Here is a 25,897-nt window from a genome sequence, read left to right as displayed (position 1 = left end):
TCGGCAACGGCGACGAGCTACGTCGGTAGCCCGACCGCGCGCTCCCCGCTGCGCCGCTGCTGAATAACGACCGCGGCGACCAGCAGTGAACCCTGAGCAACGTTCTGCCAGAACGTATTCACCCCGACCACGTTGAGCCCGTTGTCCAAGGCACCGAGCAGCACGACCGCCAGCAGCGTGCCGCCGATGGTGCCCTTGCCGCCCTTCAACGCACAGCCGCCCAGTGCCGCCGCGGTGATCGCCTTGAGCTCGAGCCCTTCACTACCCGAAACCGGCTGTCCGGAGCCGGTCCGCGCGGTCAGGATGATTCCTGCGATCGCCGCCACCGCACCCGCCAGCACGAATACCGCGATGAGGTACTTGTTGATATTGATTCCGGAAAGCCGTGCGGCCGTGTCATTTCCGCCGATGGCGTAGATATTGCGGCCGATATCGGTGTACTTGAGCAATACGTGCATGCCCGTCGCGACCACCGCGAGGATGACCACCGGCACCGGCAGACCGAGAATCTTGCCGCGGGCGATGAAGATGAACACATCATTGCCCAGCACGAAACCCTGTGCCTTGCCGCCGGATATCAACTGCGCGACACCCTTGAATGCGGCCAGTGTGGCCAGCGTCGCGATGACCGGATTGACGCGACCGTAGACGATGATCAGCCCATTGATCGACCCGAGCACCAGCCCGACACCGATCGCGGCCAAAATGCCGAGCAAGGCATTGTCGGCGGTCGCGGTGAACGCCATCGCACTGATCACCGACGCGACACCGGCCTGCGAGCCGACCGAAATGTCGAGTGCGCCACAGATGATCACCACGGTCTGCACCACCGCAAGCAGTCCGAAAACCGTGACAGCTTCGCCGATTCCGGCCAGATTCGCCGGATCGAGATAGCCGTCGTTGAGCCAGGCGAAGATCGCGACGACCACCGCGAGCGCGCCGATCAGACTGAGATTGCCGGTGCCGATCGCCTGCACCAGACGCCGAGGGGTGAGCGAGGCCGCACCGCGCGCCAGCACCGAGGGCGGCGCGGCGGCGGCGGTCTCCACCGGAAGTGAGAGTTGTTGGTCTGTCATGGGTTTCCTCGAGATGTATGCGACAGGTCTTCGGCCATGGCCAGCGCGAGAATCGCCTCCTCGCTGGCCTCGCTCCGCTCCAGCTCGCCGGTGACCCGGCCGTGCTGCATGACGACGATCCGGTCGGCCAGGCCGAGCACTTCGGGAAGTTCGGAGGAGATCACCAGCACCGCGACACCGGATTCGGCCAGTTCCTCGATGACGTGGTAGATCTCGACCTTCGCCCCGACATCGACGCCGCGGGTCGGCTCGTCCAGGATCAGCACCTTGGGTTTGCGGGCCAGCCAGCGGGCCAGCACCACCTTCTGCTGATTGCCACCGGAGAGCTTGCGCACCTCCTGCTCGATCGAAGGTGTTCGCACCCTGAGTGATTCGACGTACTGGCGAGCCAGCTGCCGTTCCGCGCCGCGCCGGACGAAGCGCAGCCGCCGCAACCGGTCGAGCATCGCAAGCGAAATATTGTCGCGCACACCGCGATGCAGCAGCAGCGCCTGCGCCTTGCGCTCTTCCGGCGCATACCCCAACCCAGCCCGCACCGCATCGCGCGGCTGCCGCAGTCGCAGCTTCTTACCGTCTACCCGCACCTCCCCCGAGCGGATCGGCAGGTCACCGGCGAGCGCACCGGCCAGCTCCGAGCGACCCGCGCCGACCAGTCCGGCCAGCGCGACCACCTCCCCGGCGCGCACCTGCAGGCTCACCTCCCGCACATCGTCGGTCGTGACCGCAGCCGCGTCGAGGACAACCCGCCCCGGCGTGCTGTGCTTGCGCGCGAACAATGTCGACAGATCCCGGCCGACCATCATCCGGACGATCTCGCGATCGGTGGTCTCATCGGTCGCCCGGTCGCCGACGAGCGCGCCATCGCGCAGCACCGCAACCCGGTCGGCCAGCCGGAAGATCTCCCGCATCCGGTGCGATACATAGATGACCGCGAGGCCCTGCTCCCGCAACCGGCCGATCAGCGCGAACAGCGATTCGGTCTCATGGTCCGATAGCGATGAGGTCGGCTCGTCGAATGCGATCACCTTGGCGTCGGTGGTCAGCGCCCGCATGATCTCCACCAACTGCCGTTGTGCGGCAGTGAGTTTCGAACCGAGGGTGTCCGGATCGAGATCACGATCGAAACCCAGTCGGGCGAGGTCGGTACGCATGCGCTCGCGCAGTGCCGCCCGGTCGAGCAGACGACCCGCGCGCCGCGGCAGCGTACCGAGGTAGACATTCTCGGCGACCGAAACATGCGGAACGATCTCGGGCTCCTGGCCGATCACCCGGATCCCGGCCGCCCGCGCGGCGGCCGGGGTGGCCACCTCGAGTCGCACCCCATCCAACTCGAGGTGGCCACTGTCCGGGCGGTGATCGCCTCCGAGGATGCGGATCAGGGTGGATTTACCCGCCCCGTTCTCACCCATCAGCGCGGTCACCGCACCAGCGGGAAAGTCCAGGCTCACTTCGCGCAGGGCCGGCACCCCGGCGAAGCTCTTGCTCAGCCCGGACACCCGCAGTCCGGTCAGCTGCATGTGACGCCCGCCTGCTGCCAGTTGGTCGAATCGACCATCTTGGTCGGCGCGTACGCCTCGGGCGGCATCTGCTTGCCGTTCTTCAGGTAGTCGTACATCGTCTGAACCGACAGCGCGCCAACGTCTTTGCCATTGATGAACAGTGCGGCCTTGAATCCGGTCGGCTTGCCGCCGCGCCATTCCTTGCAGGCCAGATAGGCGCCGAGACCGACACCGAGCACATTGTCGGCGGAGTATCCGGCGTTCTGGATCGCCGCGACACCGCCGCTGACGTTCTCGTCATTGCAGCCCATGACAATCCAGTTCTTCACCGACCGGTTGCCCGACACCGTTGCCGAGATCTTGTTCTGCGCATCCGATGGGGTGTTATCGGTGCCGACCTCGATGATCTTGACATCCACACCGGCGGCCTCCCGGAATGCCTTCTGGTTGGCCTTGACCCGATCGGTGCAGACGGTCACGTCCTGCTTCCAGGCGTCGATGATCGCGGTCTCCTCCGGCTTCCATCCCGCCTTCTTGAAGTCCTGACCGGCGCGGGTGCCGACCTCGGTGCCCATCTGGGTGCCGCTGAAGCCGACCCGGGGCACGAGATTGTCCTTGGCACAGGACGACGGATCCGGACCGTTCGTACAGACCTGGTCATCGGAGGTCAGCAGCGCGACGCCACCGGCCTTGGCCAGCTGTGCGACCTGCGGGCCGACCGACGGATCGGGCACCACCACGATCACGCCGCTGGCCTTCTGGTTGACCGCGTTCTGTACCTCGGTGACCGCCTTGTTCGCGTCATTGCTGAGATTGACCACCTTCAGATCGATGCCCAACTCCTTGGCCTTGGCCTTGGCGCCCTCGGCCTCACCGATGAAGTACTCCTGATCGCCCTGCTTCTGGGCGTAGACCAGGCTGATCGAGCCGCTGGTGTGTTGCGGCCCGGTCGCCTTCGAGTCGTCGTCCTTGCCGGATGAGCAGGCCGACACGGCTAGTGCGAGCGATACCCCGCAGAAAACGGCTCTGGTCCAACGGCTTTGGTGGGTCCAGGACATGGGGTGCTCCTTGTGTGATCTGCCGCGCACTCGGCGTCTGGTGGTGACCTGGGTTACAGTAGGACTTCCGCTAACGGTTGTAAATACTGTTGGCCGAAGTGCTCGGGTAACGTCTGCGAATATCAATCGGAAGGAGGTGGCCCGACCGTGTACCAGCTGACCGCGCGCGATATCCGACGGCGGAATCGGTTCTATGTGCTGCAGGCGGTCTATGCCGCCGAGGGCCACACCAGCCGTCAGGAGATCGCCCGCGCCACCGGGCTTTCGTTCGCCACGGTGGGCAATATGATCGCCGAGCTATTGGATGTCGGGGTGCTCGCCGAACTCGGCTATGACGCGCCGGGGGTCGGCAGGCCGCGCGCCCAGCTCGCGATCAATCCGGAGCGCGGCATGCTCGTCGGCGTCGACATCGCCGAAACCAGCATCCATTTCGACCTTTTCGACCTGGCCATGACGGTGCTGCGTTCGGTCGAGATACCCGTCGATCCCGAGGCCACCCGGCCCGACGATGTCGCCGAACTCATTATCCGCGGCATCCGCGAACTGACCGCCGACGATGCCGACAAGGTGCTCGGCGTCGGATTGAGCGTGCCCGGTCTGGTCGAGCCCGAGGGCGGGGTCTCGGTGTTCTCGCCGTACTGGCACTGGCACGACGTTTCACTCAAGTCACTGCTCGCACCGCGGCTGCCGCATCCGCTGTACCTGGACAATCCGCTGAAAGCCAGTACGGCGGCGCATCTCTGGTTCGGGGCCGGACGCGATGTGGACGATCTGATCGTCGTGACGCTGCGCGCCGGTGTCGGCATCGGTGTCGTCATCGACGGCACGCTCTACCGCGGCGTCACCAATAGCGCGGGCGAATGGGGCCACACCAACCTCGTCCTGGACGGACGCGAATGCCGATGTGGACGCCGCGGCTGCGTCGAGGCCTATGTGAGCGCACGCGGCATCGTGCAGACCCTGCGCGAACTCGCTCCGACCAGCCCGCTACTCGCGGCCGACGACGCCGCCACCATCACGGCCATAGCCGCCGCCGATGACCCCATCGCCCGCGAGGTCATCGAAAAGACAGGCACCTACCTCGGCGTCGCCGTAGCCAACCTGGTGAACCTGTTCAACCCCCGCACCATGGTCTTCGGCGACCTGGTCGCAAATGTGTTGGGCGAACGCCTATTACAAGTAACCCGCCGCGTGGCCGCCCATCACGCAATGACCGACCCCTACGCCGCCGTCACCCTCCAACTCTGCACCCTCCCCCACAACCCCTCCAGCCTCGGCGCCGCCACCTTCGCCCTGGAAGGCTTCCTCGCCGACCGCGAAACCTTCGGCTCGATCGCCGCCCGCCGCGCCATCCGCACCTCGACAACCTAAATACCCCGTCCACACAGCTCGACTGCTCGCCGAGCGTAGTCATCGGGCGGTCGATACGGCCTGGGCGACCACCATTCGACTACCCTCGACAGACCCCGAGGTGCCCGGCGCGGAACCGGGACAGGGACCGAACCACCCCAGCCGGAGTGTCTCGAATCAAGAACTCGGCAGGGGTGGTCGGCGATGGGAAATGACGATCGAGCGGGTTGCTACGGGCGGTATCCGGCAGAGCCGGTCGGCGGTCTAGCCGCGGCAAGCCCGAGCGCCCGGTTGGCCCCGATGTGGAACGGGGCTCGGAACGGGCCGCCGCGGTGAAAGGGCTTGCTGGGCTACGGTTCAACGGTGATGGGCAAGGATGCCGTGGGGCTCGCGCCGATCGGCTTATTGGTGGAGACGTCGGTCATTGTTACGTGGATGGCGGACTCACCGGCGTTGACGGGCAGGTCGGTGGGGAGCGCCAGCTCCAGTTCGTAGGTGGTGGTCTGCCCGTGATCGAGCTCGAACGGCGCAACAAGGGTTTTGGTGAGGAAATCCGTACCACCCCCTTCCGCTACGTAGGGCACCGTCTGCCACGTGTTGGTATCGGCGTCGAGCATGCGCATCGACCCCGTGGGCATCATCTTGAGCGGGCCCGTATTGCACGTGCAGTGCCCCAGCGACACCACCAAGCCCACCTGAGCATCGTCGGTAGCTTCGGTGTTGACCAATGTGACATTGAAGCGCATCGGCGATCCGCCCGGCCGGACGGTGGTCGGGGTTTGTGCCGTGATGGCCACATCGATGCCGCCGGCCGATCCCGTGGCCGGCAGAGCGGCGGCCGAGCCGGCACCCGACCAACCGACAAGAGCCGAGACCACCGCCGCGAAGCCGAGCGCGGTGCCGAAACGCGAAGAAGTATTGATGATGTCCTCCTACATGATTCGTGGCTGCAACGCAGCCGACACTCGTACCGTGCTGTTGCCGGGGACTTGAACCATTTACCCCCGGTTCACACCACTGCCACAGTACAGGCGCTCCCCTCTGCGGCTTGCCCCCAAAACCGCTGGGGACACGACAACGGCCCCGGTCACGAGTGCGAGAAATTCACTCCCCGCCGAGGGCGTTTATGGTCTGGATCACCGGCACTCCCGAATCGGATTACCCACCCCCGCAACGGTTCACGGCACGACAACAGCGTTGCGGGCCGAACGCGGCAAGATACTGCGGGGCCACGTGCGGTTGAGCTAATGGATCGGGCCCGTGACTACCGCTGTGCACGTTCTCCGTATCGGTGGATCATGCGAAGTAGCGGTGCGCCCAGGCGTTGCATGCGAATCCCCAACTGGAACAGTCTGGTTCGCGGACCTGGGAGCATGCCGACCTGTTGGGCGAGATCGAACAGATCGGTTGTGGTCGACCATCGGCAGAGCAATCCGTCGCTCAGTTCGTAGATGTCGACTCCGTGGGTGTCGAATCGCCGACCGGTCGGTGCGATTCCCAATGGCGACGGGCCACCGCCCATATCCCCTGCGAATGTGGCGCGCATTCGCCAAGGCACTGCCATGCCGGTGCCGAGCACGGCCAGGTAGGGAGTTCCCGAGAGCTCGAACCGCACATCGGGGAACGCGCGCCACGTCATCGCCACGACTTCCCGGAGGGCGGCTTTGCCGGCGAGCCGCTCGCCGAACAGCGAAGGGTCCTCGTAGACGACATCGTCGGTGACGAGCGCCAGCACCCCCTCGAGGTCGTGCTCGCTCCACGCGTCGAGCCACCGCACCGACCAGTCACGCCACATGATCGCTTGATCGGTGGCTCGCCCGACGAATATCGTCACCAATTCCGGCATCGCCGCGGCGAGTTCATCGGAGGTCATGCCTTCGACGAGTGTGGGCTCGAGACCCGCGATCTCGATGCTCATGGCGTCCTTCCCTCCGGCTACTTGCAGGCTGACGAGACGAGCTGCGCATTCGCGAGCATCTGACAGGCCCACGCCTTCTGCAGCTTCCAGCGACCACCCTCGGCTATGAAGGGGATCTGCGCTTGGCCATCCACCGCCTTGCCGTTGAGCGTGAGCGTCGCGCTCGCTTGCATTACGCCGTCACCGACGTACTCCACCTTCGTGACGGTCATGGTCACGTTGTTGGCCGCTCCGGCCTGGCTCATCTTGTCGATCAGATCCGGATCGGCATCCGCGCCCTGCACGGCGCCGATCTTCTGCTCCCGCGGCGTATTGGGGTCCAGCGCCAACAACAGGCCGGCATTGAGGTCACCCGGGCCGGGCAGCGGCAGCGGTGGTTGGTCACCGACAGGCTTTGTCGTGCTGTGTTGTGCAACAGGTTTCGCACTGTGGTCGTCGGAACCACCGCATGCGGCCGTGGTGGCGGCCACAACTACGGCGAGCATGATCGCGGCGAGTCGGCCGCGAGTAGCCTTGTGCCCCTTCATCTGTCGTCTCTCCTGATCTGTAGTCTCTGCTGCTCGGTCATTCGATGCTCACTGCCTCGATGATGTTCAGTCGCGATGCTCGGACGGCAGGTGGAATCGAGCCGAGCAGGCTGAGTCCTATTGCCGCCGCGGCGAAGACGAGAACCATCGAGCTCGGTGCATATGCGACATCGATGTTCATGATGTCCGGGGTGACACTGTCGAAGAAGTACTGGCTGGCCATGCCGAACAGCAGCCCGAGTCCGCCGCCGACGACGCCGATGCCGGCGGCTTCGGCGAGCACCATGCGCAGCATGACGCGACGGCTCGCGCCCATGGCCCGCAGCACCCCGATCTCTCGTCGCCGCTCCAATACCGAGAGCGTGAGGGTATTCAGCAGTGCTATTGCCGCGATCAGCACGACGATCACCCAGACGGCGTTCGCCACGGCCATGCCTTGCCGGATAGCGCTCTCGACACCTGCCAGCGATTCCGCCCCGGAGTAGACGTGCACCTCGGCAGGGCTCGCCTGTCGGATCGATGTCAGCAGCTGCGCCTTGTCGACGCCCGGTGCGCCTTCGACCTGCAGCAGTGTGGCCCCCGGGCGGTCGAACCAGTCACGCATCTGATTCAGGCCGATCCCGGCGGTACCCGTCAGCGCCGAGAAGTATGAGACCACCCCCAGCACCCGGATCCGTTGGAGTCCGCGCGGAGTTCGAATCGGCAGTTCGTCGCCGACCCCGACGCCCAGGGTGCGGCTGAGGTCTCGGGAAAGCACCATGCCGTGCCCGGCGACCACATCGGCGCGGACCTGCGGGTTCAAGTCCTGGTACATCGGGCTGACGCTGCCTTGATCCAGTCCGTAGAGAATGACCTTCTCGTCGCCGAGGGTGGCATAGGCAAGCTGTCCCTCGGTGACGTGCGCGACGCCGGGCAGCGCTGCGACTTCGGCGGGTAGGTTGGCCGGCAATGCGCTGGTCGGAAACTGTTCCGGTGGATGCGATGCCACCCAGACGTCGACATCTCCGACGGCTCCCAGTGAGCTGCGCACCGAATTCAGCAGGTCATTGTTCGCGCCCGTGATGGTGATGGTCACCGTCACGGCCATGAAGACCGTCATCATGGTCGCCCAGACTCGCCGCGGGGCGCGCTCGAGCGTCGCTGCGGCGAGCTCGCCCGACCGGCCGAAACGCCGGGACACCCACGCGGCCGCGCGGACCAGACCCCCGATGCTCGCGAAGCACAGGGCGATACCCGCGCCGAAGAACATCGACAATGCGACCCCGGACCAGAGGAAGTTACCCAGCCGCAGGACCACCAGGACAATGGAAACCGTCAACCCGCCGACCGTGACGCAGATCGCGGCCAGGCGCAGCCAGGGGCGCACCTGATCGGCGACCGACGCTCCGACCGGGGCGAGCGCTTCGATCGGTGACACCTTGTACACCTGGTGTGCGGCTACCGCCGATGCGGCGACACTGGTGCACACCGCGGCACCGATGGCGAGCGGAATCGCATAGCGGGGAAGGGAATACACCGTTCGCGCCTCTACCGACTGCATCAGGGCAACGGGCAGGGTCCCGATGGCGATGCGGCCGAAGCCGATTCCGATCACGGAGCCGATCGCACCACCGATCAGCCCGATCACCGCGGCCTCGGTGAGCAGATCGGCGACGATGGTGCGGCGACGCCCACCGACGGCGCGCAGCATCGAAATCGTCGGCCGCCGTTGGGCTATCGCCATCGTCATGGTGGTGTATATCAGGAATGCCGCGACGATGAACGCCAGCGCGGCACCCATCAGCGTCATGTACTGCAGTATTCGCACGCCGTTGCCGGTCTGCACGGCCCGAACGCTGGGTTCGGCCACCAGGGCCCGGCCGTTCACCACACGGTCGACGGCCGCACGAAGTGCCTTCGAATCCGTATGCGGTGCGGCGACGATCATCACCGAATCCAGCCGTCCCGCGTGCCCGGTCACCTGTTGCGCGATAGCGAGGGAGGTCAGGACGTAGTGGCCTTCGTTGAGGCGTGCCGCTGTGCCGCCCTGGATCACGGCGGCGACCGTGACCTGATGCGATCCCAGCCGAATGGTGTCGCCGGTTGTCGCGTCGACACCCGGACCGACCAGGACCCCGTTCACCGTGGACACGAGCGCCGCGAACTGTTGCTCGACCGCCTGCTGGAGATCGCTGCCCAGCGCGGTCGCGGTCGCGTCGGCGCCCAGCAGAAGCAATGGGCCGCCATCGGAGTCGATCTGGGTCCGCACCATCGGGACCGCTGCCGCGACCCCGGGGGTGGTGGCGATGTCGTCGCGGATCGACGCGGGAAATCCGGAATCGGTGACTCCGGTGACCTCGAGCGCGGCGTTACCGGCGAGGCCTCCGACCAGCCGGTCCACCGACCCGGTCAGTGAGCCGAAGATGCCGAAGACCGATACCAGGAATGCGGCGGACACCGCCATCACCGTTACCGAGGCAATGGTCCGTCCGCGGTGGATCGTGAATTCGCGCAGGCTGAACAGCCGCCAGCGATCGATCAATGCGGTCATCGAACCTCCGCGACCGGGTCGTCGAGAACCACTGCATGGCAGGAGGATTCGTCGCCGACTAGGCGGCCGTCGGCCAAGGTGAGTATCCGGTCCGTGGTGTTCGCGGCCTCGGTATTGTGGGTGACCATGACGACGGCGCGTTCTCGCTGATCGTCGTGGGCGATCCGGGCCAGCAATGCCATGATATCGGCGCCGGTCTTGGAATCGAGGTTCCCTGTCGGTTCGTCAGCGAGGATGAGTGGGGGATCCATCACCAGGGCGCGAGCCAACGCGACTCGCTGCATCTGCCCACCGGACAGTTCCGACGGTCGATGTTCGGCACGGTCGCCCAATCCGACCAACTCGAGCAGCTCATGGGCGCGAGTCTTGGTGGCGCGAAGCCCGGTGCCGTCCAACAGCTTCGGGACCGCGACATTCTCCCACGCGGACAGCGTCGGCAGCAGGTTGAAGAACTGGAACACGAATCCCACATGGTGACGGCGGAATTCGGATTGCTGATCGTCGTCGAGATGCCCGATCTCGCGGTCGCGGAATCGGATCGATCCGCTGTCGGGCAGATCCAGCGCACCGAGTAGATGCAGCAGGGTGCTTTTGCCGGCACCGGACGGGCCGACCACTGAAACGAATTGCCCTGCGTCGATGCGGAGATCGATGCCATCCAGTGCGCGCACGGATTGTCCACCGATTCGGTAGGTCCGGACCACCTTGCTGAGTTCGAGCATCATCAGGCATCGGATCCGGTGATCTTGCACAGCCTGGCCATGGATTTGGTCAGCTGCGCCTGCGCGTCGCCCTCGATCACCTTGGCCAGCTGTCCCGTCAGAATCGGACCGGCGAAGTCGCCTGCGATGGTGAGCCGGCAACCACCTGGGCTGCGTTCGATGATGAAGCTGAACTCACAGGTGACGCCAGCAGGACTGCTGCCCGAAAGGGTCAATTGCATCGGCGGTTTGAACGCGGCGATGGTCAGTTCCAGCCGCTGGGTCGTGCCGAGCATGCGAATGTTCTGCACCAGCTTCGTGTTCACGCCGATGCGCTCCGGCGGCTGCTCGGCGAACCCGCCGTGCAGCAGGAACCAGTCCCCCCACGTCGAGGTGTCGGCGATGAGTGCGTACAGCTGCGCCGGGCTAACCGCCAATGCGCTGGTGACTTCGAACTCGGCCATGCTTCACCCTTCTCTGTAATTAACTAGCAAACTCATGGGCGCAAAGCGCTTTGATTGCTGAACGAGAGGATTTTTCCCCACCCCATACGAGCCCCACTGGTTTGAACTTGACTGTGAGCGTTCATGATTCGCCGGGAATTTGCAAGTTACCCACTGTCACATCAAACTTCATTCTGAAATGTGTTGCAGTCAGTACCGGCCTGAGTTACGGTGACTTTCGCCGCACCGATGCCGAGCGCTCGGCGCGGACTCGACTTCTCTGACCATTCACGGTCAACCAATCATGAGAACGTGTTCTATCTACAGGCTTTGGCCTGCATGCCGAGGAAAAGGGGACCTCATGGCGAATAAAGAAATCTCGTCGAACGCTGTCGCTATCGTCGGAATGGCGTGCCGCTTCCCCGGGGGAATCGACTCACCGGAGTCGTTATGGCGCTTCCTGGTTGAAGGTAAGCACATATCCAGCAAATTCCCGTCGGATCGATCCATGACGGAGCTGGCAGATATGGCCTCGCCCGAAGTGGCGGCGGCCATGGCGCCGATGGGTGGATTCATCGACGAGCCCGGGCAATTCGACCCGGAGTTCTTCGGGATCAGCCCCCGCGAGGCCAGAGCGATGGATCCGCAGCAGCGGATGGTGCTCGAGGCCACCTGGCAGGCGCTCGAGGACGCGGGCATCGACCCGACCACGTTGCGCGACACCGACACCGGTGTCTATGTCGGTGCGATGGGCGGTGACTACGCCTATTTGATCCCCGGTCAGAAGGACCTCGACCCGGGATATGTCTCATTGGGCGTCAGCCAGAGTGTGCTGTCCGGGCGCGTGTCCTACGTCCTGGGGTTGCAAGGTCCCACGATGAGCATCGACACCGCCTGCTCGTCCTCGCTGGTGGCGATGCATCTGGGTGGTCAGGCGCTGCAGGCCGAGGAATGCTCGCTGGCGCTGGTCGGTGGCGTCTCGATCATGTCCACCCTCACCGGCTTCTTCGCGCTGGGCCAGCACGGCGCTATCTCCAAGGAGGGCCGCAGCAGACCCTTTTCGGCCGATGCCGACGGCTTCTGCATGTCGGAGGGCGTGGCAATGCTGGTATTGGAACGGCTCTCCGACGCCCGCCGGAACGGACATCGGGTGCTGGCCGTCATGCGTGGCGCGGCCGTCAACCAGGACGGCGCCACCAAGGGCTTGACTGTGCCGAGTACGCCGGCGCAGCAGAAGCTGATCAGTGCGGCGCTGGCGAACGCCGGACTGGCGGCCGCCGACGTCGACGTCGTCGAGGGACATGGAACCGGTACTCCGGTAGGCGATCCCATCGAACTGCGGGCGCTGTTCGACACCTACGGTCAGGATCGCGCCGCGGAGCAGCCGCTGAAATTGGGATCCATCAAGGGCAACTTCGGCCACACTCAAGCGGCGGCCGGTGCGGCCGGAGTCATCAAGATGGTCCAGGCGATGCGGTACGGCGTGCTGCCGCCCACTGTCAACGTCAGCGAACCCACCCAAGCGGTGGATTGGTCGCACGGCGCGGTGGAATTGGTGACGCAGGTCGGTCCGTGGCCGGAAAATGGCCATCCGCGTAGAGCTGGGGTCTCGTCGTTCGGCATCGCCGGAACCAATGCGCACGTCGTCCTCGAGGAAGCCCCGCCGGTTGCTGAGCAGCCGTCTGCTTCGTCGTCGGAATCGGTTGTGCCCGTTGCTGTGTGGCCGATCTCCGGTAAGACGCCAGCGGCCTTGGCCGACCAGGCGGCCCGGCTGGCGGATCATGTCAAGGGACACCCGGAATTCGCCCTGCGTGATGTGGGTTGTGCCTTGGCGACCACGCGGGCGACATTCGAGCATCGTGCCGTGCTGCTCGGCACCAACCGAGTCGATCTGCTCGCCGGTCTGGCCGAGGTAGCGGAGCGCAAGCCGGTCGGGCCGATTCGGGGCCAGGCGCATCCGGATCGTCGGGTGGCCTTCGTCTTTCCTGGTCAAGGCGCGCAATTTGCCGGCATGGCAGCGCAATTGATGGCGGAATCGCCCTTCTTCTCGGAGCAGATCCGCGCATGTGAGGACGCGTTCGCCGAATTCGTGGATTGGTCGCTGACCGATGTGCTGCGCGAAGCGGACGGCGCGCCGTCGATCGAACGCGTCGATGTAGTGCAGCCCGCCTTGTTCGCAACCATGGTTTCCCTTGCGGCGCTGTGGCGTTCGTACGGCATCGAGCCAGCCGCCGTAGTCGGGCATTCGCAGGGCGAGGTCGCGGCAGCCTACGTGGCGGGCGCGCTGTCGCTGTCCGACGCCGCCCGGATCGTAACCATGCGCAGCAAGCCGCTGCGAAGCCTCCCCGGTTCCGGCGGCATGGCCTCCATCAACGCTTCGGCCGACCGGGTTCGAGAACTCATGGACGGCCTCGACGACCTTTACCTCGCCGCGATCAATTCCCCGACCACCACCGTCGTCGCCGGTGGCGCGGCGGCGGTGACCCGAATCGTCGAGCTCGCCGAAGAAAGTGGAGTGCGTGCCAAGCGCATTCCGGTGGACTATGCCGCGCACACTCCGCATGTGGACCCACTGCGGGAGCAGTTGCAGGCGGCTGTTGCGCCGATCGTGCCGACAGGCACCGATGTGGTGTTCTTCTCCACCGTCACCGGCGACGTATTGCCGGCCGAGCAGTTGGGCCCCGACTACTGGTTCCGCAATCTGCGCGAGCCGGTCGACTTCGAGCGGGGCTTCCAAGCGGCGTTCCAGTCCGGATTCGACGCGTTCATAGAGATGAGCGTGCACCCGGTGCTCACCTCCGCGATGCACGAATCCCTGGACCACGCTGGATCTTTTGCGGATTCCTGCCTCATCGTCGGCTCGCTCAAGCGTGAAGACGCCGGTATTCGCCGGTTCCTGACCTCGGTGGCCGAGGCGCACGTCCAGGGCGTCTCACCTGACTGGTCGAAGATCTATCCGGTCGGTACCGCTCGGCCGGTTACGTTGCCCACCTATGCTTTCCAGCGTCAGAATTACTGGCTGGCGAGTGTTGCCAACACCGGTGGCGGGAAGCCGAGCGGCTTGGGCCTGGTCGCGGCGGGTCATCCCCTGCTCGGTGCGGTGTCCGAGCTGCCCGGTGCCGATCGATTCCAGTTCAGCACCCGCCTGTCGGTGACCAGCCATCCCTGGCTGGCAGACCACGCCCTGCACGGCAATGTGCTGGTGCCCGGCGCCATGCTGCTGGAACTCGCACTGCACGCCGGTGACTCACTCGGCTGCCCGCGGGTGGAGAAGCTGAGTATGTACACCCCGGTCACTTTGCCGACCGAGGGCGCCATCCACCTGCAATTGGTGGTGGGCGAGCCGGAGAAGGGCGGGCGGCGCAAAGTAGCGATCTATTCGCGTCCGGAGGTGAAGGACGAGCTGCCCGGTGCCAGCCAGTGGAGCCTGCACGCCGACGGATTGTTGACCGCTGCGGCCAAAACCGATGAGACCGACGGGCAGAGCCTCGAACTGTGGCCACCGGTGGGCGCGGAGCAGGGCATGGATCCCGAGACCGCGTACCGGACCCTGGCCGCGCTGGGCTACCAGTACGGTCCCGTCTTCCAGGGGATGAAGGCCGTATGGAAGCGCGGCGAGGATGTCTTCGCCGAGGTCGCGCTACCGGAGACGGTGGGCGACGCCGACAAGTACGGCCTGCACCCGGCACTGCTGGATGCCGCTATGCAATCCGCTGCCGCCGCTGCGGCGTTGCTGCCTTCGGAGGCGGGCGCGATTCGGCTGCCCTTTGCCTGGGAACGGGTAGAACTGCATGCGGTGGGCGCGAAAGCGCTGCGGGTCAAGCTGACTCCGGTCGGAAATGACCGACTGCGCTGGGTACTGGCAGACAACACCGGCCGCGTTGTCGCCGTCGGTGACCTACAGGTGCGGTCCATCTCCATGGGCAAACTCGCGACCGGCGGCTTGTCGGGGCGCCAGGAATCGCTGTTCGGCGTGGACTGGCTGGCCCTTCCCGCTCAGCGCGCCCGGTATTCGGCACGGCGAGGTGAATGGGTCGTCGTCGGCGGCGAACCGTTCGGGGTGTCCGACGACGGCGAACTGACGAGCTATGCGGATATCGACGCGTTGCGCGCGGCGACCGACTCCGGTGCAGAGGCTCCGAAGGTTGTGCTGCTTCCGCGGCTTGCGGGATCCGCGGGCGCCGAGCCGGGCGCACACCTGACGGTCACCATGCGCGACGAACTGTTGCAGACGCTGACCCAACTGCAAACCTGGTTCGCCGATGAACGATTCGCCGAGACGAGGCTCGTCGTGCTCACCAGGCGGGTGCAGGCGCTCGACATCGCCGAAGAGGTTTCCGACCTGGCCGGCTCGACGGTGTGGGCGCTGGTGCGAAGCGCTCAGTCGGAGTTCCAGGACCGGATCCAGCAGATCGATCTCGATGAGGCTGATATCACCCTCGATCAGATCAGCGCGGTCCTGCAGACCGACGAACCCGAGCTGGTAATGCGCGCCGGCGAATTCTTCGGCCGCCGACTGCGCTCGGGCCTGGAAGCCGCGGCCACCGTCGGGGGGCGGCTGGGCGGCGCGTGGCGGCTGGCGATCCCCGCGTCCGGCAACCTCGACGACGTCACGCTGTCCGCAGCCGACGACGACTCCGCCGCGGACACGCTGCCACCCGGCACGGTCTCGGTCGCGCTGCGTGCTGCCGGTCTGTCCTTTCCGGTCGCGCTCACCGGATTGGCCGCGTCGTCCGGGACGCCGTCGCGGCTGGTGCACGAGGCGGCCGGTGTTGTCGTCGCGATCGCTTCGGACGTGACGGGTCTCGCGCCAGGTGATCGGGTGTTCGGCCTGTTCGACGAGATCGCCGCGACCTCGGTGGCCGATCACCGGCTGCTTGCCGCGGTTCCGGCGGGATGGTCGTTCGCGCAGGCTGCCGCCGCACCGGTCGCCTATCTGACCGCACTGTACGGCCTCCGCGAGGTCGCCGAGGCCCGAGCAGGGGAGCGAGTGCTCGTGCACGCCGCCGCCGGTGGCGTCGGCACGGCTGCGGTGAACCTGTCCCGGCATCTCGGCCTGGAGGTTTTGGCGACCGCAAGTCGCACCAAGTGGGATGACTTGCGCGGCCTGGGTTTCGCCGAAGATCATCTGGCGGATTCCCGTTCCTCGGACTTCGCCGCCCGGTTCGCGAACCACGACATCCAGATCGTGCTGAACCTGCTGCCGGACACCTTCACCAACGACTCACTGGGACTGCTCGCATCCGGCGGCCGGTTCGTGGAGATCGCCAGGGACGTGGTGCGCGATCCGGCGGAGGTACGTCGCACCCACGATGTCACCTACTCCTCGTTCGAGTTGGGTGCACTGGCTCCGGACCTGGTGGGCGGACTCCTCGCCGAGTTGGCGGAGCTGTTCGCGAATGGCATCCTGGCCCCGCTGCCATTGACCCGTTTCGATGTGCGGCACGCCGCCGCGGCGCTGCGTCTGATGTCCGAGGCGCGGCACGTCGGCAAGGTGGTGCTCACCTGGCCGACCGCCTTCGATCCGGAATCAACGGTGCTGATCACCGGCGGCACCGGCACGATCGGTGGGATCATCGCCCGGCATCTGGTCTCCGACTACGGTGCCAAGCATCTGCTGCTGACCAGTCGCAGTGGCATGCAGGCCGACGGAATCGCCACTCTGGTCGGGGAATTGGATGCCATGGGCGCCAGCGTGACCGTCGCCGCGTGTGATGCCGGTGATCGGGACGCGCTGGCGGCGGTGCTCGACTCCCTGCCCGCGCAGCATCCGCTCGGAGGCGTGGTCCATCTTGCGGCCGCATTGGCGGACTCGACTTTCGCCGGGCTGACGGCCGAACATCTGGACGCGGTGCTGCCCGCCAAGGCGCACGGCGCCTGGCATCTGCACGAGCTGACCCAGCACCTGGATCTGTCGATGTTCGTGCTGTTCTCTTCGGCGGCAGGCACATTCGGTAGCGCCGGTCAGGCCAACTACAGCGCGGCGAATGTCTTCCTCGACAGTTTGGCCGTGCACCGTTACCACCGTGGGTTGCCCGCCACCGCGATGGCGTGGGGCTGGTGGGCGGAGGACACCTCCAATACCGGTGGCATGGACGAGAAGGATCGTTCTCGTCTGACCCGCATGGGCGTGACGCCGATCCCGACGCAGGAGGCGTTGGAACTGTTCGACGCGGCGTTGCGTACCGGGCGGCCGCATGTGCTGCCGGTCGGTATGGATCTGTCGCTGCTGCGGGTGGCCGCTCAGGTGACCGAATTGCCGCCGTTCTTCCGTGCGCTGCTGCACACCCGGCCGCGTGCCACGCAGCAGATGGGCGATCCCTCTCAGCTGGCCAAGCGGCTGGGCGGACTCGGCCCGTCCGAACAGCACGAGGTGATCGTGGATCTGCTCAAGACGCCGATCTCGATGGTCTTGGGCTACTCGTCTCCCGATGCGGTCCAAGCGGATCGGGAGTTCACCGAGATGGGTATCGATTCGCTCAGCTCTATCGAGCTCGGTGCGCACCTGCGGGCACTCACCGGTGTGAAGCTGGCGAACTCGGTCATCCTCCAGTATCCGACGGTGAACCTGCTGGCCCGGCACGTGCTCGACCAGGTGACTCCGCAGGATGCGGAGCTCGCCGATCCGATCGTCGCCGAGGTGGAGATGCTGCTGGAGCGACTGACGGCGATTCACACGGACGGCGATGTGCCCGACGAACTGGTCACCCGGCTCTCCGGGGCGGTGCGCAGGCTGGGTGGTTCCGTTGCCACCGAGGCGGTTTCGTGAGTCGGTTGCTCGCGGTGAGCGACCTACACATCAGCCATCCGGGGAATCGGGAAGTGGTCGAGCAGATTCGGCCCGATTCCCCGGACGACTGGCTGATCGTCGCGGGTGACGTGGCGGAGAAGACCGATGCGATCCGCTGGGCGCTGGGACTGCTGCGCGAGCGCTTCGCGAAGGTGATCTGGGTGCCCGGCAACCACGAGATGTGGACCACTGCAAGGGATCCGCGCCGCCGCCGCGGCGAGGGGCGGTACCGGCATCTGATCGACTCGTGCCGGGAGCTCGATGTGATCACACCGGAGGACCCGTACCCGACCTGGGAGGGTGCGGGCGGTCCCACGGTGTTGGCTCCGCTGTTCCTACTGTACGACTACAGCTTCCTGCCGCGCGGCGTGCGGACGAAGCAGGAGGGTCTGGCGCGCGCGGAGGCCACCGGATCGGTCGCCACCGACGAGCAGCTGCTCGCCTACGACCCGTACGTCTCCCGGGAAGAGTGGTGCCGGCAGCGGGTGGAGTACACCCGCGCCCGGCTCGACGCACTGGATCCGGCGGTGCCATTGGTGCTGATCAACCACTTTCCGCTGCTCCGGCGACCGACCGAAAGGCTGTTCCGGTCGGAGTTCGCCATGTGGTGCGGCACCGAGCTGACCGCGGATTGGCATCGCCGCTACAACGTGCGATGCGTGGTGTACGGGCACCTGCACATTCGTAAGACCGACCACTTCGACGGAGTGCGGTTCGAGGAGGTGTCCATCGGCTACCCGCGGGAATGGCGGCGCCGGGGGCTCCCCGAACCGCTGCTGCGGGAAATCCTGCCAGGTCCGGACGATTCGTCGCGATCGGTCGGCGCGCTGAGCCGGCGCGCCGCCGGTCATGCCTGGCGAATGGCTCGAAAAGGAATGTTGCCACGATGACCGAGAGAATCGGCGCGAGAAGAAAACTCGAGAGTGAGCTCGGCGAGGGCCTGACCGCGCTCTACCTGTTGTCCGAAGACCAGTGCGCGGACCTGCTCACGCTGCTGAACGAAGCGCCCGGACGTGACCGCGCCCTTGCTGAGACCGCGTTGGCGGACAATATAGCCCGCCTGCCATGGGGAACCAGATCCATTGTGCGTGCGGCACTGCTGGGGAGGCGGCGGCGGTGACCGATCGTGTGACGAGCATTCATTTGACGAAGCTGGCCCACGCCCTGCACGTGCCCATCGAGCGCATCGAATACCTGGGCGTGCTCGGTGGCGAACATCTGGCGGCGCTGCACGAGCAGGTCGTGAGCAACCTGCGATCGCGCTATCCCACTGAGTACCAGCGTTATTCGGCGCTGGGACGGCGCGTGCCGTTGCGGCTGGCGGTGCCGTTCGCCACCCGGGTGCTGCCGCCCCGGCTGCTGGGCCGCTCGATCGGCAGCGAACTGCTCGACGGGCGTACCGACAAGTCTCTGGCCATACTGTCGAATATCGATCCCGTGGTCGTCGCGGACGCCGCGCCCTATATGAACCCTGCGGTCGTCGGCCGGCTGGCGGAGATCGCCGCCCCGGAACTGATCAGCGGCGTGATAGCAGAACTGATGGCGCGCAAGGATTTCGACACCGCAGACCTGTTCGTCGATTACGTCACCGAGTTCTTCATGGCCGCGGAGGAACCGGTCGGCGATTCGGATGCGCGACGGCCACGTCGGGGCCTGCTCCGGAGACTGTGGAGGAAGCGGTGACACCGGCGGGCGAGCGCGAATTCGAAGTCGTGGTGGTGGGCGCCGGCTTCTCCGGCATCTGCGCCGCGATCCGATTGCGGCAGGCCGGAATCCACGACTTCATCATGGTGGACAAGGCCGACGACGTCGGCGGCATCTGGCGCGACAATACCTATCCCGATGTGGCCGTGGACATTCCGATCTGGGGATACTGCTACTCCTTCGAGCCGAATCCGGACTGGCGATACGCCTATGCCAAGGGCGACGAGCTGAAGTCCTATGCGGACCGATGCGTCGACAAGTACGGCGTGCGCCCGCATCTGCGCCTCGGCACCGAGGTGACCGGCATCCGATTCGACGACGAACTTCACCACTGGGACGTGCAGACCAGCCGGGGTCCGCTGCGCGCTCGATTCGTGATCAACGCCTACGGTGCGCTGGGGCGGCCCAAGTTTCCCGATATCGCGGGTCTGGACACCTTCGCCGGAGCGGTGATCCACAGTGCGCGCTGGGATCACACGGTGTCGCTCGCAGGCCGGGTCGGGGTGATCGGCACCGGGTCGTCGGCGGTCCAGATCATCCCCGAGGCCGCCGAGCGCGCGGAACGGCTCGCGGTATTCCAGCGCACACCCATCTGGGTGATTCCCAAGCCGGATTTCCGCATTCCGCTGTTCCTGCGCTGGGTGTTCCGCCTCATCCCCGGGCTGCTGAGACTGCCGCGCTGGATCGTGCTGGTGTGGCTGGAACTGCTGTACAACGGCATCTTCCGGTTCAAAGCGCCCAGTGCGGTGACCGCGCTGGAGTGGATGGCCCGGCTCGCCCTGCGAGCGCAGGTGCCCGATCGCGCTGTCCGCCAGCGGCTTACGCCGCAGTATCGCTTCGGCTGCAAATTCCTGACTCTGTCGAACAGGTACTACAAAACTTTCGCGCGCGACAATGTCGACCTGGTCTATGCGGACATCGTGGCGATCACGGCCACTGGTGTCACCACCAGCGACGGTCGCCATCACCACATCGACACCCTGATCCTGGCAACAGGTTTCGAGGTCTTCGAACGCACCAGCCTGCCTCGGTTCCCCATCACCGGCAGCGGCGGCGTAGATCTGGGCGACTATCTGGATCGGAATCGCAACGCCGCCTACGAGGGCGTCACGCTCCCGCCCTGCCCCAACGCCTTCATCATCCACGGTCCCTACTCGATGACCGGATCCTTCTTCATGACCATCGAAAATGCGGTGGCGCATGCGATTCGGTGCATCTCCGAGGCGCGGCGGCGCGGCGCCACCCGGGTGGAGGTGAAGCCGGAAGCCTATGCACGCTTCATCGAGGAGATGATCACCCGTCAGGCCGGGTCCATCTTCTACAACTCGAACTGCGAGCAGGCCCGCAGTTTCTACTTCGACCAGTTCGGCGATGTACCGCTGTTCCGGCCGTCGACAAGTGTCGAAGCCTGGTGGCGGATGCGGAGATTCCCACTCGCGGACTACGCGTTCACAGCGTGCAAGGAGCGGACCGCCGAACATCAGGAGGCGTCATGACTTCACCGTCGATCGGCCACGTTTCCGATACCGCGCGCTGGGTGGCGGTCTACCGGGCGCTGGAATCGGCCCGACCCGATGCGCTGTTCCACGACGAACTTGCATCGCTGCTGGCCGGTGCGCAGGGCGTGACGCTCGGTGCATCGGGCATGCTGCCGCGCGGCGCGCGCAACCACTGGCCGACGGTGGTGCGCACCAGGCTGGTCGACGATCTCGTCATCGACTCCCTGCAACGGGGATGCGACCGGGTGATCAATCTGGCCGCAGGTCTGGACACGCGTCCCTATCGGCTCGACATTCCAGCCGAAACGATCTGGTACGAAGCGGATCTGCCGGAACTGATCGCCTACAAAGACGCGCGACTGGCCGGCCGGCGGGCTCGCTGCGAGCGGGTCACCCGGACCGTCGACGTCACCGACCAGGCCGCGACCGCGGAGTTCCTCGCCGAGGCGTGCGACGGTGCACGCGCTGTCCTCGTCATCACCGAGGGGCTACTGCCGTATCTCGAGGCGGCGCAGGTCCGGATGCTGAGCAACGCCCTGCTTCGACCGGAAATCCGCTGGTGGGCACAGGATCACTGGTCACCCGCCATGCTGCGGATGGTCAATCTCACGATGGGGCGCGAACTCGGCTCGGCGCGTTGGACTTTCGCGTCCAGCCTCAACTTCTATCAGGACTGGTCGGTCGAGACCGCGCACTCGATATTCCGGGCCGCGGCCCGATGGCATCGTTCCCCTCTGGTGCTGCGCGGGTGGGCGCTGCTGCCGGACACCGAACCGGGAGCGAAGCTCGACCGCTCCCGACTGTGGTGCGGCGCAGTGCGTCTGGCCAGCCGTGACCGGGAGGGAAGAGGATGAACGCGGCAAGGCCGCGGGTGGTTGTGCTCGGCGGCGGCTTCGCCGGCTTGCTGGCCGCCTCGGCGGCGGCCCGGCACGCCGGTGCAGTCACCGTAATCGAGCGAGACCGATACCCGGAGCGACCGGAGTCACGCCGTGGGCTGCCGCAGGCCCGACATCCGCACTTTCTCGCGCCCGGCGGTGTGCTCGGACTCGAGCGGCTACTGCCCGGGATCGCCGACCGGCTGCTCGCGGCCGGCGCGCATCGCATCCGCGTCAATGCCGACTTGCTTTTCCGCCCCAACGTGGGCGGCTGGATGGCCCGCAACTATACGGGCCGATTCGGGATCACCTGCAGCAGACAGCTGCTCGACCATGTCGTTCGTGCGATGGTCATCGAGCAGGATGGCGTCGCCGTTCGGCAGGAGTGCGAGCCGATGGGGCTGCTGGGCTCTGCGACCGCAGTCCGCGGTGTGCGGTTGCGGGACACAGCGGCCAGCACAACAGAGCAGTTCGACGCCGACCTGGTGATCGATGCCACCGGCCGCGGATCGCAGGCCGGCCGGTGGCTGGACGCGCTGGGAGTCGTTGTGCCTCCCCCGGAAATCGTCGACTCGGGGCATACCTATGCCACCCGGGTCTTCCGCGCGGTATCGGGCGCCGAATCGGGTTTTCCCGCAGTGCTCATCCAAGCCGAATCCCGTTCCGGTGAGCCCGGTGGCAATGCCACGTTATTGCCGATCGAAGGCGGCCGGTGGATCGCGGCCGTGGGAGGCACCCGAGGCAGCAAGCTGCCAACCGAGGACGACCATTTCATCGACTTCGCCCGGCACGGCGTATCCGATCCGCTGATCGCCGAGATCCTCGCGGCAGCCGAGCCGTTGACCGGGACGATGCGCTCGCGCAGCACTGGTAATCGGCGCTATCGGTTCGACCGCATCCGAACCTGGCCCACCGGATTCGTGGTCGTTGGTGATGCCGCAACGGCATTGAATCCGGTATACGGCCAAGGACTTTCGGTTGCGACACGCTGCGCCGGCGCGCTCGGTGCGGAATTTGCGCGCAGCGGCGTCGGTGCCGGTTCGGCACCTCGCCTGCAACGCTCGATCATCCGGGCGGCTGCTGATCCGTGGCAGATGGCGACCAGCCAGGATCTCGCGTTCCGCAATACCGAAGGCCCCGGACAGGCCGTACTGGATCGCTGGATGCTTCGATACGGCGCGCGGGTGTTCCGCGCTGCGGAGTCGCGGCCCGCGGTGGCCACCGTGGCGTCGGATGTGATGTTCCTGGCCCGCCCGGCCCTGGCCATGGGGCATCCGGCGGTGCTGGCCGGAGCCGTCCTGGGCCCGCGGAAGCCGCCGCTGACCGAGCCGCCGCTGACCGGCTGGGAACGCGGATTCATCGCCGGGAGACGTCTCGGATGATCCGGAGCATGCCGCGAGGCGTGGCGCCGGCAGCGCTCGCACTGCTCGCGATGGCTATTGTCGTACTTCCGAAATCCGCTGTAGCACTGGCCGATACAACGCAACTGGCGGGCGCAGCGGTACTCCCGATGCCTGCCTCGGCGGACAGTTGGGTGCTGAGTTCCGGCGACGTTCGGCTGCGCGTGCACGAGTACGGACCGCCTGCCGATTCGGCATCGACCGTTGTCCTCGTGCACGGTTATCTATCCACCTCGCGCGCCTGGGATCAGGTCGTCGCGCGACTGGCACCGAACTATCACGTGGTCACCTACGACACCCGCGGCAATGGCGAGAGCGATCATCCTGCACGGCAGGAGAACTACGCGCTCCCCGTGCTGGCCGCCGATATCGGCGCGGTCATCGACGCTACCGCCGGTGGTCGCCGAGTGCATCTGGTGGGCTGGGATTGGGGTGCCGGCGAGGGCTGGGAGGCTGCCGCGACCCCGGCTGTCGCCGCCGAGCTCCTCGACTTCACCGCTCTGTCCGGGCCGAACCTCGATCTGTGGGGGCGATGGCTGGCGCGCACCGTGCAGAATCCAGCGGACCTTCCGGCAGTGCTCGACCAGGCGGTGCGTTCGGTGTACATCCCGCTCTGGAATATGCCTATCGTCGCCGAGGCCATGTGGAACACCGGCATCACGGGAGCCACGCTCGACGCGTTCATAGAATGGGAGGGCGCTCCGGCGCCACATGTACCGCCCGCCGACGGGATCGCGGCGCTGAACCGGTACCGGGCCAATGTGTTTCAGCGCCTCGCCGATCCGACCTACAGCCGCCTCGTCGTGCGTGACGTGCACGTCATCGTCGCGGTGCACGACCTGTATGTCGGGATTCCGGTCATGACGCGGGCGATCGAAGGCGCGGCAGACCACCTGACCTTCACCGAAATCGATTCGGGCCACTGGGCCCCCATCACCGATGCACAGCAGGTCGCGGACGCGATCGTCGGCGGATTCTCGCCGCAGCCGGAAGGAACGCCATGAACGAGCCCATCGCGATCGTCGGCATGACCGGCCGTTTTCCCGGGGCCGAGGATCTCGACGCGCTCTGGGATCTGCTGATTTCACGCGGTGACGCGATCAGAACGGTCCCCGCCGACCGCTGGGACGCCGCCGCTCCACTGGACGGATCCAAACGGGTGCAGTCGGTCGGCGGCTTTCTCGACGGTATCGACGGCTTCGACGCGGCACTGTTCGGCATCTCGCCGCGCGAGGCCGTCGATATCGACCCGCAGCAGCGACTCATGCTCGAAACCGCCTGGCGTGCACTGGAAGACGCTGGTGTGCCCGCACACACTTTGCGCGGCACCCGGACCGGGGTGTACGTCGGCGCCTCCTGGCACGACTATGAGACGCTTCGCACACAGCGGGGTATCGCCGCCACCCAGCACAGCCTGGTCGGCACCGCGCTCGATGTGATCGCTTCGCGCCTGTCGTACGTTTTCGGCCTGGCCGGACCCAGCCTCGTGGTCGAGACCGGATGTTCCTCGGCACTGGTGGCGCTCGATCTGGCGGTTCGCGCGATCCGCACCGGCGATATCGAATCCGCTCTCGTGGGCGGCGTGAATCTTATTCTGGCGCCGGATATCTCGATCGGACTCACACATTTCGGGGCGCTGTCCGGTGCCGGACGGTGTGCGGCCTTCGGTGCGGGTGCGGACGGATTCGTTCGCGGCGAGGGCGTGGCGGCGGTATATCTCAAGCCGCTGCATGCCGCACGGCGCGACGGCGACCGGGTGCGAGCGATCATCGTCAACACCGTCGTGAACAATGACGGCGGCGGCGAAAGCCTGGTCACGCCGAGTATCGACGGCCAGCGAACGCTTTTGCACCTGGCCTACCGAGAGCGCGGACTGGACCTCGACCGACTGGCCTACGTCGAAGCGCACGGAACCGGTACCGGTAGAGGCGACCCCATCGAAGCCCGGGCTCTGGGCGAGGTCCTCGGAATACCCAGGAATTCCGAGCGCGGCCCGCTTCTGATCGGTTCGATCAAAACCAATATCGGGCATCTGGAGGCGGCGGCCGGCCTCGCGGGTCTGATCAAGTGCGTGCTGTGCCTGGAGCGCGGGAGCGTGCCGCCGAGCCTGCACTCCGGTGAACTCAATCCCGAGATCGCCTTCGACGACCTGAATGTACAAGTCGCGCGTGATCGCGTCGAGCTGCCGGCCGATGCGCCGGTCTATGTCGGCGTCAATTCCTTCGGGTGGGGTGGCACCAATGCGCATGCCGTCCTCGGGCGCGCGGAATCCGCAGACAGCGGCCGTGATTCGTACCCATCGCGAATCGGTTTCGTGCCGGTCTCGGCGCACTCCGACGAAACGCTACGTCAGCGGTGCAATGACATCGCGGACCTGCTGACCGCTGATCCGGAGCAGTTGGATCCGGTGGCGGCCACGCTCGCCCACCGTGCGCCGTCGATGTCATGGCGTGCCGCCGTGCTGGGCTTTGCGCCGGATAACGTGTCGGCGACGCTGCGTCGTTATGCCGCGGACCCGGCTGCCGAG

The 25,897-nt window shown here is 66.1% G+C and carries 20 protein-coding genes; 11 read left to right on the top strand and 9 right to left on the bottom strand.

Translation table 11 applies throughout. The features are described from left to right. Window positions 1-17 precede the first annotated feature (17 nt). The 3 genes from ABZW16_RS30005 to ABZW16_RS29995 are packed head-to-tail and all read right to left on the bottom strand — an operon-like array spanning window position 18 to window position 3,633. Window positions 18-1,076, bottom strand: a complete 1,059-nt coding sequence (locus ABZW16_RS30005; RefSeq protein WP_354959440.1) for an ABC transporter permease — start codon at window positions 1,074-1,076, stop codon at window positions 18-20. Then, complete coding sequence (locus ABZW16_RS30000; protein ID WP_354959439.1) at window positions 1,073-2,593, bottom strand: sugar ABC transporter ATP-binding protein; 1,521 nt, start codon at window positions 2,591-2,593, stop codon at window positions 1,073-1,075. The genes ABZW16_RS30005 and ABZW16_RS30000 overlap by 4 nt, the downstream gene beginning before the upstream one ends. Continuing rightward, the gene (locus ABZW16_RS29995) at window positions 2,584-3,633 is read right to left on the bottom strand and encodes a substrate-binding domain-containing protein (protein WP_354959438.1); all 1,050 of its coding nucleotides are present in this window, start codon (window positions 3,631-3,633) and stop codon (window positions 2,584-2,586) included. The genes ABZW16_RS30000 and ABZW16_RS29995 overlap by 10 nt, the downstream gene beginning before the upstream one ends. Window positions 3,634-3,780: 147 nt before the next feature. On the opposite strand from ABZW16_RS29995, the gene ABZW16_RS29990 reads away from it, so the two are divergent. Beyond that, window positions 3,781-5,004: an ROK family protein gene (locus tag ABZW16_RS29990; RefSeq protein WP_354959437.1), complete on the top strand. Its 1,224-nt coding sequence runs from the start codon at window positions 3,781-3,783 to the stop codon at window positions 5,002-5,004. A gap of 329 nt (window positions 5,005-5,333) precedes the next feature. On the opposite strand, the gene ABZW16_RS29985 is transcribed toward ABZW16_RS29990, so the two are convergent. Continuing rightward, complete coding sequence (locus ABZW16_RS29985; protein WP_354959436.1) at window positions 5,334-5,729, bottom strand: hypothetical protein; 396 nt, start codon at window positions 5,727-5,729, stop codon at window positions 5,334-5,336. On the opposite strand from ABZW16_RS29985, the gene ABZW16_RS29980 reads away from it, so the two are divergent. Further along, complete coding sequence (locus tag ABZW16_RS29980; protein ID WP_354959435.1) at window positions 5,719-5,976, top strand: hypothetical protein; 258 nt, start codon at window positions 5,719-5,721, stop codon at window positions 5,974-5,976. The genes ABZW16_RS29985 and ABZW16_RS29980 overlap by 11 nt on opposite strands. A 271-nt stretch (window positions 5,977-6,247) precedes the next feature. Here ABZW16_RS29980 and ABZW16_RS29975 read toward each other — a convergent pair whose 3' ends face one another. Genes ABZW16_RS29975 through ABZW16_RS29955 form a run of 5 tightly spaced genes read right to left on the bottom strand, consistent with a single transcriptional unit; the run spans window position 6,248 to window position 11,123 of the window. Further along, window positions 6,248-6,901 (bottom strand): nuclear transport factor 2 family protein, encoded by a 654-nt coding sequence (locus tag ABZW16_RS29975; RefSeq protein ID WP_354959434.1) that lies wholly within the window; start codon window positions 6,899-6,901, stop codon window positions 6,248-6,250. A 17-nt stretch (window positions 6,902-6,918) separates the two neighbouring features. Then, window positions 6,919-7,428, bottom strand: a complete 510-nt coding sequence (locus ABZW16_RS29970) for a hypothetical protein (protein ID WP_354959433.1) — start codon at window positions 7,426-7,428, stop codon at window positions 6,919-6,921. 37 nt (window positions 7,429-7,465) lie between these two features. Continuing rightward, the gene (locus tag ABZW16_RS29965; RefSeq protein ID WP_354959432.1) at window positions 7,466-9,958 is read right to left on the bottom strand and encodes an FtsX-like permease family protein; all 2,493 of its coding nucleotides are present in this window, start codon (window positions 9,956-9,958) and stop codon (window positions 7,466-7,468) included. After that, window positions 9,955-10,683: an ABC transporter ATP-binding protein gene (locus tag ABZW16_RS29960; RefSeq protein WP_354959431.1), complete on the bottom strand. Its 729-nt coding sequence runs from the start codon at window positions 10,681-10,683 to the stop codon at window positions 9,955-9,957. The genes ABZW16_RS29965 and ABZW16_RS29960 overlap by 4 nt, the downstream gene beginning before the upstream one ends. Beyond that, the gene (locus ABZW16_RS29955; protein ID WP_354959430.1) at window positions 10,683-11,123 is read right to left on the bottom strand and encodes an SRPBCC family protein; all 441 of its coding nucleotides are present in this window, start codon (window positions 11,121-11,123) and stop codon (window positions 10,683-10,685) included. The genes ABZW16_RS29960 and ABZW16_RS29955 overlap by 1 nt, the downstream gene beginning before the upstream one ends. A 283-nt stretch (window positions 11,124-11,406) precedes the next feature. Here ABZW16_RS29955 and ABZW16_RS29950 point away from each other — a divergent pair, with 283 nt between their 5' ends. From ABZW16_RS29950 to ABZW16_RS29910, 9 genes are all read left to right on the top strand, one after another. Next, window positions 11,407-17,871 (top strand): SDR family NAD(P)-dependent oxidoreductase, encoded by a 6,465-nt coding sequence (locus tag ABZW16_RS29950; protein WP_354959428.1) that lies wholly within the window; start codon window positions 11,407-11,409, stop codon window positions 17,869-17,871. Continuing rightward, entirely contained in the window at window positions 17,868-18,782 is a 915-nt protein-coding gene (locus ABZW16_RS29945) for a metallophosphoesterase (protein ID WP_354959427.1), read from the top strand. The genes ABZW16_RS29950 and ABZW16_RS29945 overlap by 4 nt, the downstream gene beginning before the upstream one ends. Continuing rightward, on the top strand, window positions 18,779-19,012 hold the full coding sequence (locus ABZW16_RS29940; protein ID WP_354959426.1) for a hypothetical protein: 234 nt from the start codon (window positions 18,779-18,781) through the stop codon (window positions 19,010-19,012). The genes ABZW16_RS29945 and ABZW16_RS29940 overlap by 4 nt, the downstream gene beginning before the upstream one ends. Continuing rightward, window positions 19,009-19,575, top strand: a complete 567-nt coding sequence (locus ABZW16_RS29935; protein WP_354959425.1) for a hypothetical protein — start codon at window positions 19,009-19,011, stop codon at window positions 19,573-19,575. Before ABZW16_RS29940 ends, ABZW16_RS29935 begins: the two co-directional genes overlap by 4 nt. Next, complete coding sequence (locus ABZW16_RS29930; protein ID WP_354959424.1) at window positions 19,572-21,092, top strand: NAD(P)/FAD-dependent oxidoreductase; 1,521 nt, start codon at window positions 19,572-19,574, stop codon at window positions 21,090-21,092. Before ABZW16_RS29935 ends, ABZW16_RS29930 begins: the two co-directional genes overlap by 4 nt. Next, window positions 21,089-21,949, top strand: coding sequence for an SAM-dependent methyltransferase (locus ABZW16_RS29925; protein ID WP_354959423.1), 861 nt, complete (start codon window positions 21,089-21,091; stop codon window positions 21,947-21,949). The genes ABZW16_RS29930 and ABZW16_RS29925 overlap by 4 nt, the downstream gene beginning before the upstream one ends. Next, a complete protein-coding gene (locus ABZW16_RS29920) occupies window positions 21,946-23,352 on the top strand; it encodes an FAD-dependent oxidoreductase (RefSeq protein WP_354959422.1) in 1,407 nt (468 codons plus the stop codon). The genes ABZW16_RS29925 and ABZW16_RS29920 overlap by 4 nt, the downstream gene beginning before the upstream one ends. 8 nt (window positions 23,353-23,360) lie before the next feature. Further along, entirely contained in the window at window positions 23,361-24,374 is a 1,014-nt protein-coding gene (locus tag ABZW16_RS29915; protein WP_354959421.1) for an alpha/beta fold hydrolase, read from the top strand. Next, window positions 24,371-25,897, top strand: a 1,527-nt coding sequence (locus tag ABZW16_RS29910) for a beta-ketoacyl synthase N-terminal-like domain-containing protein (protein WP_354959420.1), incomplete at its 3' end; no start/stop codon positions are given. The genes ABZW16_RS29915 and ABZW16_RS29910, both read left to right, overlap by 4 nt.

The sequence above is a fragment of the Nocardia sp. NPDC004604 genome, assembly GCF_040609795.1.
Taxonomy (GTDB): domain Bacteria; phylum Actinomycetota; class Actinomycetes; order Mycobacteriales; family Mycobacteriaceae; genus Nocardia.
The sequence above is the reverse complement of the archived record's forward strand: the minus strand, read 5'-3'. Positions and strand labels throughout refer to the sequence as shown.

Coding starts and splice junctions, on each gene's coding strand:
- ABZW16_RS30005 (WP_354959440.1), bottom strand. CDS start 1,076: ATGACAGACCAACAACTCTCACTTCCGGTGGAGACCGCCGCCGCCGCG.
- ABZW16_RS30000 (WP_354959439.1), bottom strand. CDS start 2,593: ATGCAGCTGACCGGACTGCGGGTGTCCGGGCTGAGCAAGAGCTTCGCC.
- ABZW16_RS29995 (WP_354959438.1), bottom strand. CDS start 3,633: ATGTCCTGGACCCACCAAAGCCGTTGGACCAGAGCCGTTTTCTGCGGG.
- ABZW16_RS29985 (WP_354959436.1), bottom strand. CDS start 5,729: ATGCGCTTCAATGTCACATTGGTCAACACCGAAGCTACCGACGATGCT.
- ABZW16_RS29975 (WP_354959434.1), bottom strand. CDS start 6,901: ATGAGCATCGAGATCGCGGGTCTCGAGCCCACACTCGTCGAAGGCATG.
- ABZW16_RS29970 (WP_354959433.1), bottom strand. CDS start 7,428: ATGAAGGGGCACAAGGCTACTCGCGGCCGACTCGCCGCGATCATGCTC.
- ABZW16_RS29965 (WP_354959432.1), bottom strand. CDS start 9,958: ATGACCGCATTGATCGATCGCTGGCGGCTGTTCAGCCTGCGCGAATTC.
- ABZW16_RS29960 (WP_354959431.1), bottom strand. CDS start 10,683: ATGATGCTCGAACTCAGCAAGGTGGTCCGGACCTACCGAATCGGTGGA.
- ABZW16_RS29955 (WP_354959430.1), bottom strand. CDS start 11,123: ATGGCCGAGTTCGAAGTCACCAGCGCATTGGCGGTTAGCCCGGCGCAG.
- ABZW16_RS29950 (WP_354959428.1), top strand. CDS start 11,407: ATGAGAACGTGTTCTATCTACAGGCTTTGGCCTGCATGCCGAGGAAAA.
- ABZW16_RS29940 (WP_354959426.1), top strand. CDS start 18,779: ATGACCGAGAGAATCGGCGCGAGAAGAAAACTCGAGAGTGAGCTCGGC.
- ABZW16_RS29925 (WP_354959423.1), top strand. CDS start 21,089: ATGACTTCACCGTCGATCGGCCACGTTTCCGATACCGCGCGCTGGGTG.
- ABZW16_RS29920 (WP_354959422.1), top strand. CDS start 21,946: ATGAACGCGGCAAGGCCGCGGGTGGTTGTGCTCGGCGGCGGCTTCGCC.
- ABZW16_RS29915 (WP_354959421.1), top strand. CDS start 23,361: ATGCCGCGAGGCGTGGCGCCGGCAGCGCTCGCACTGCTCGCGATGGCT.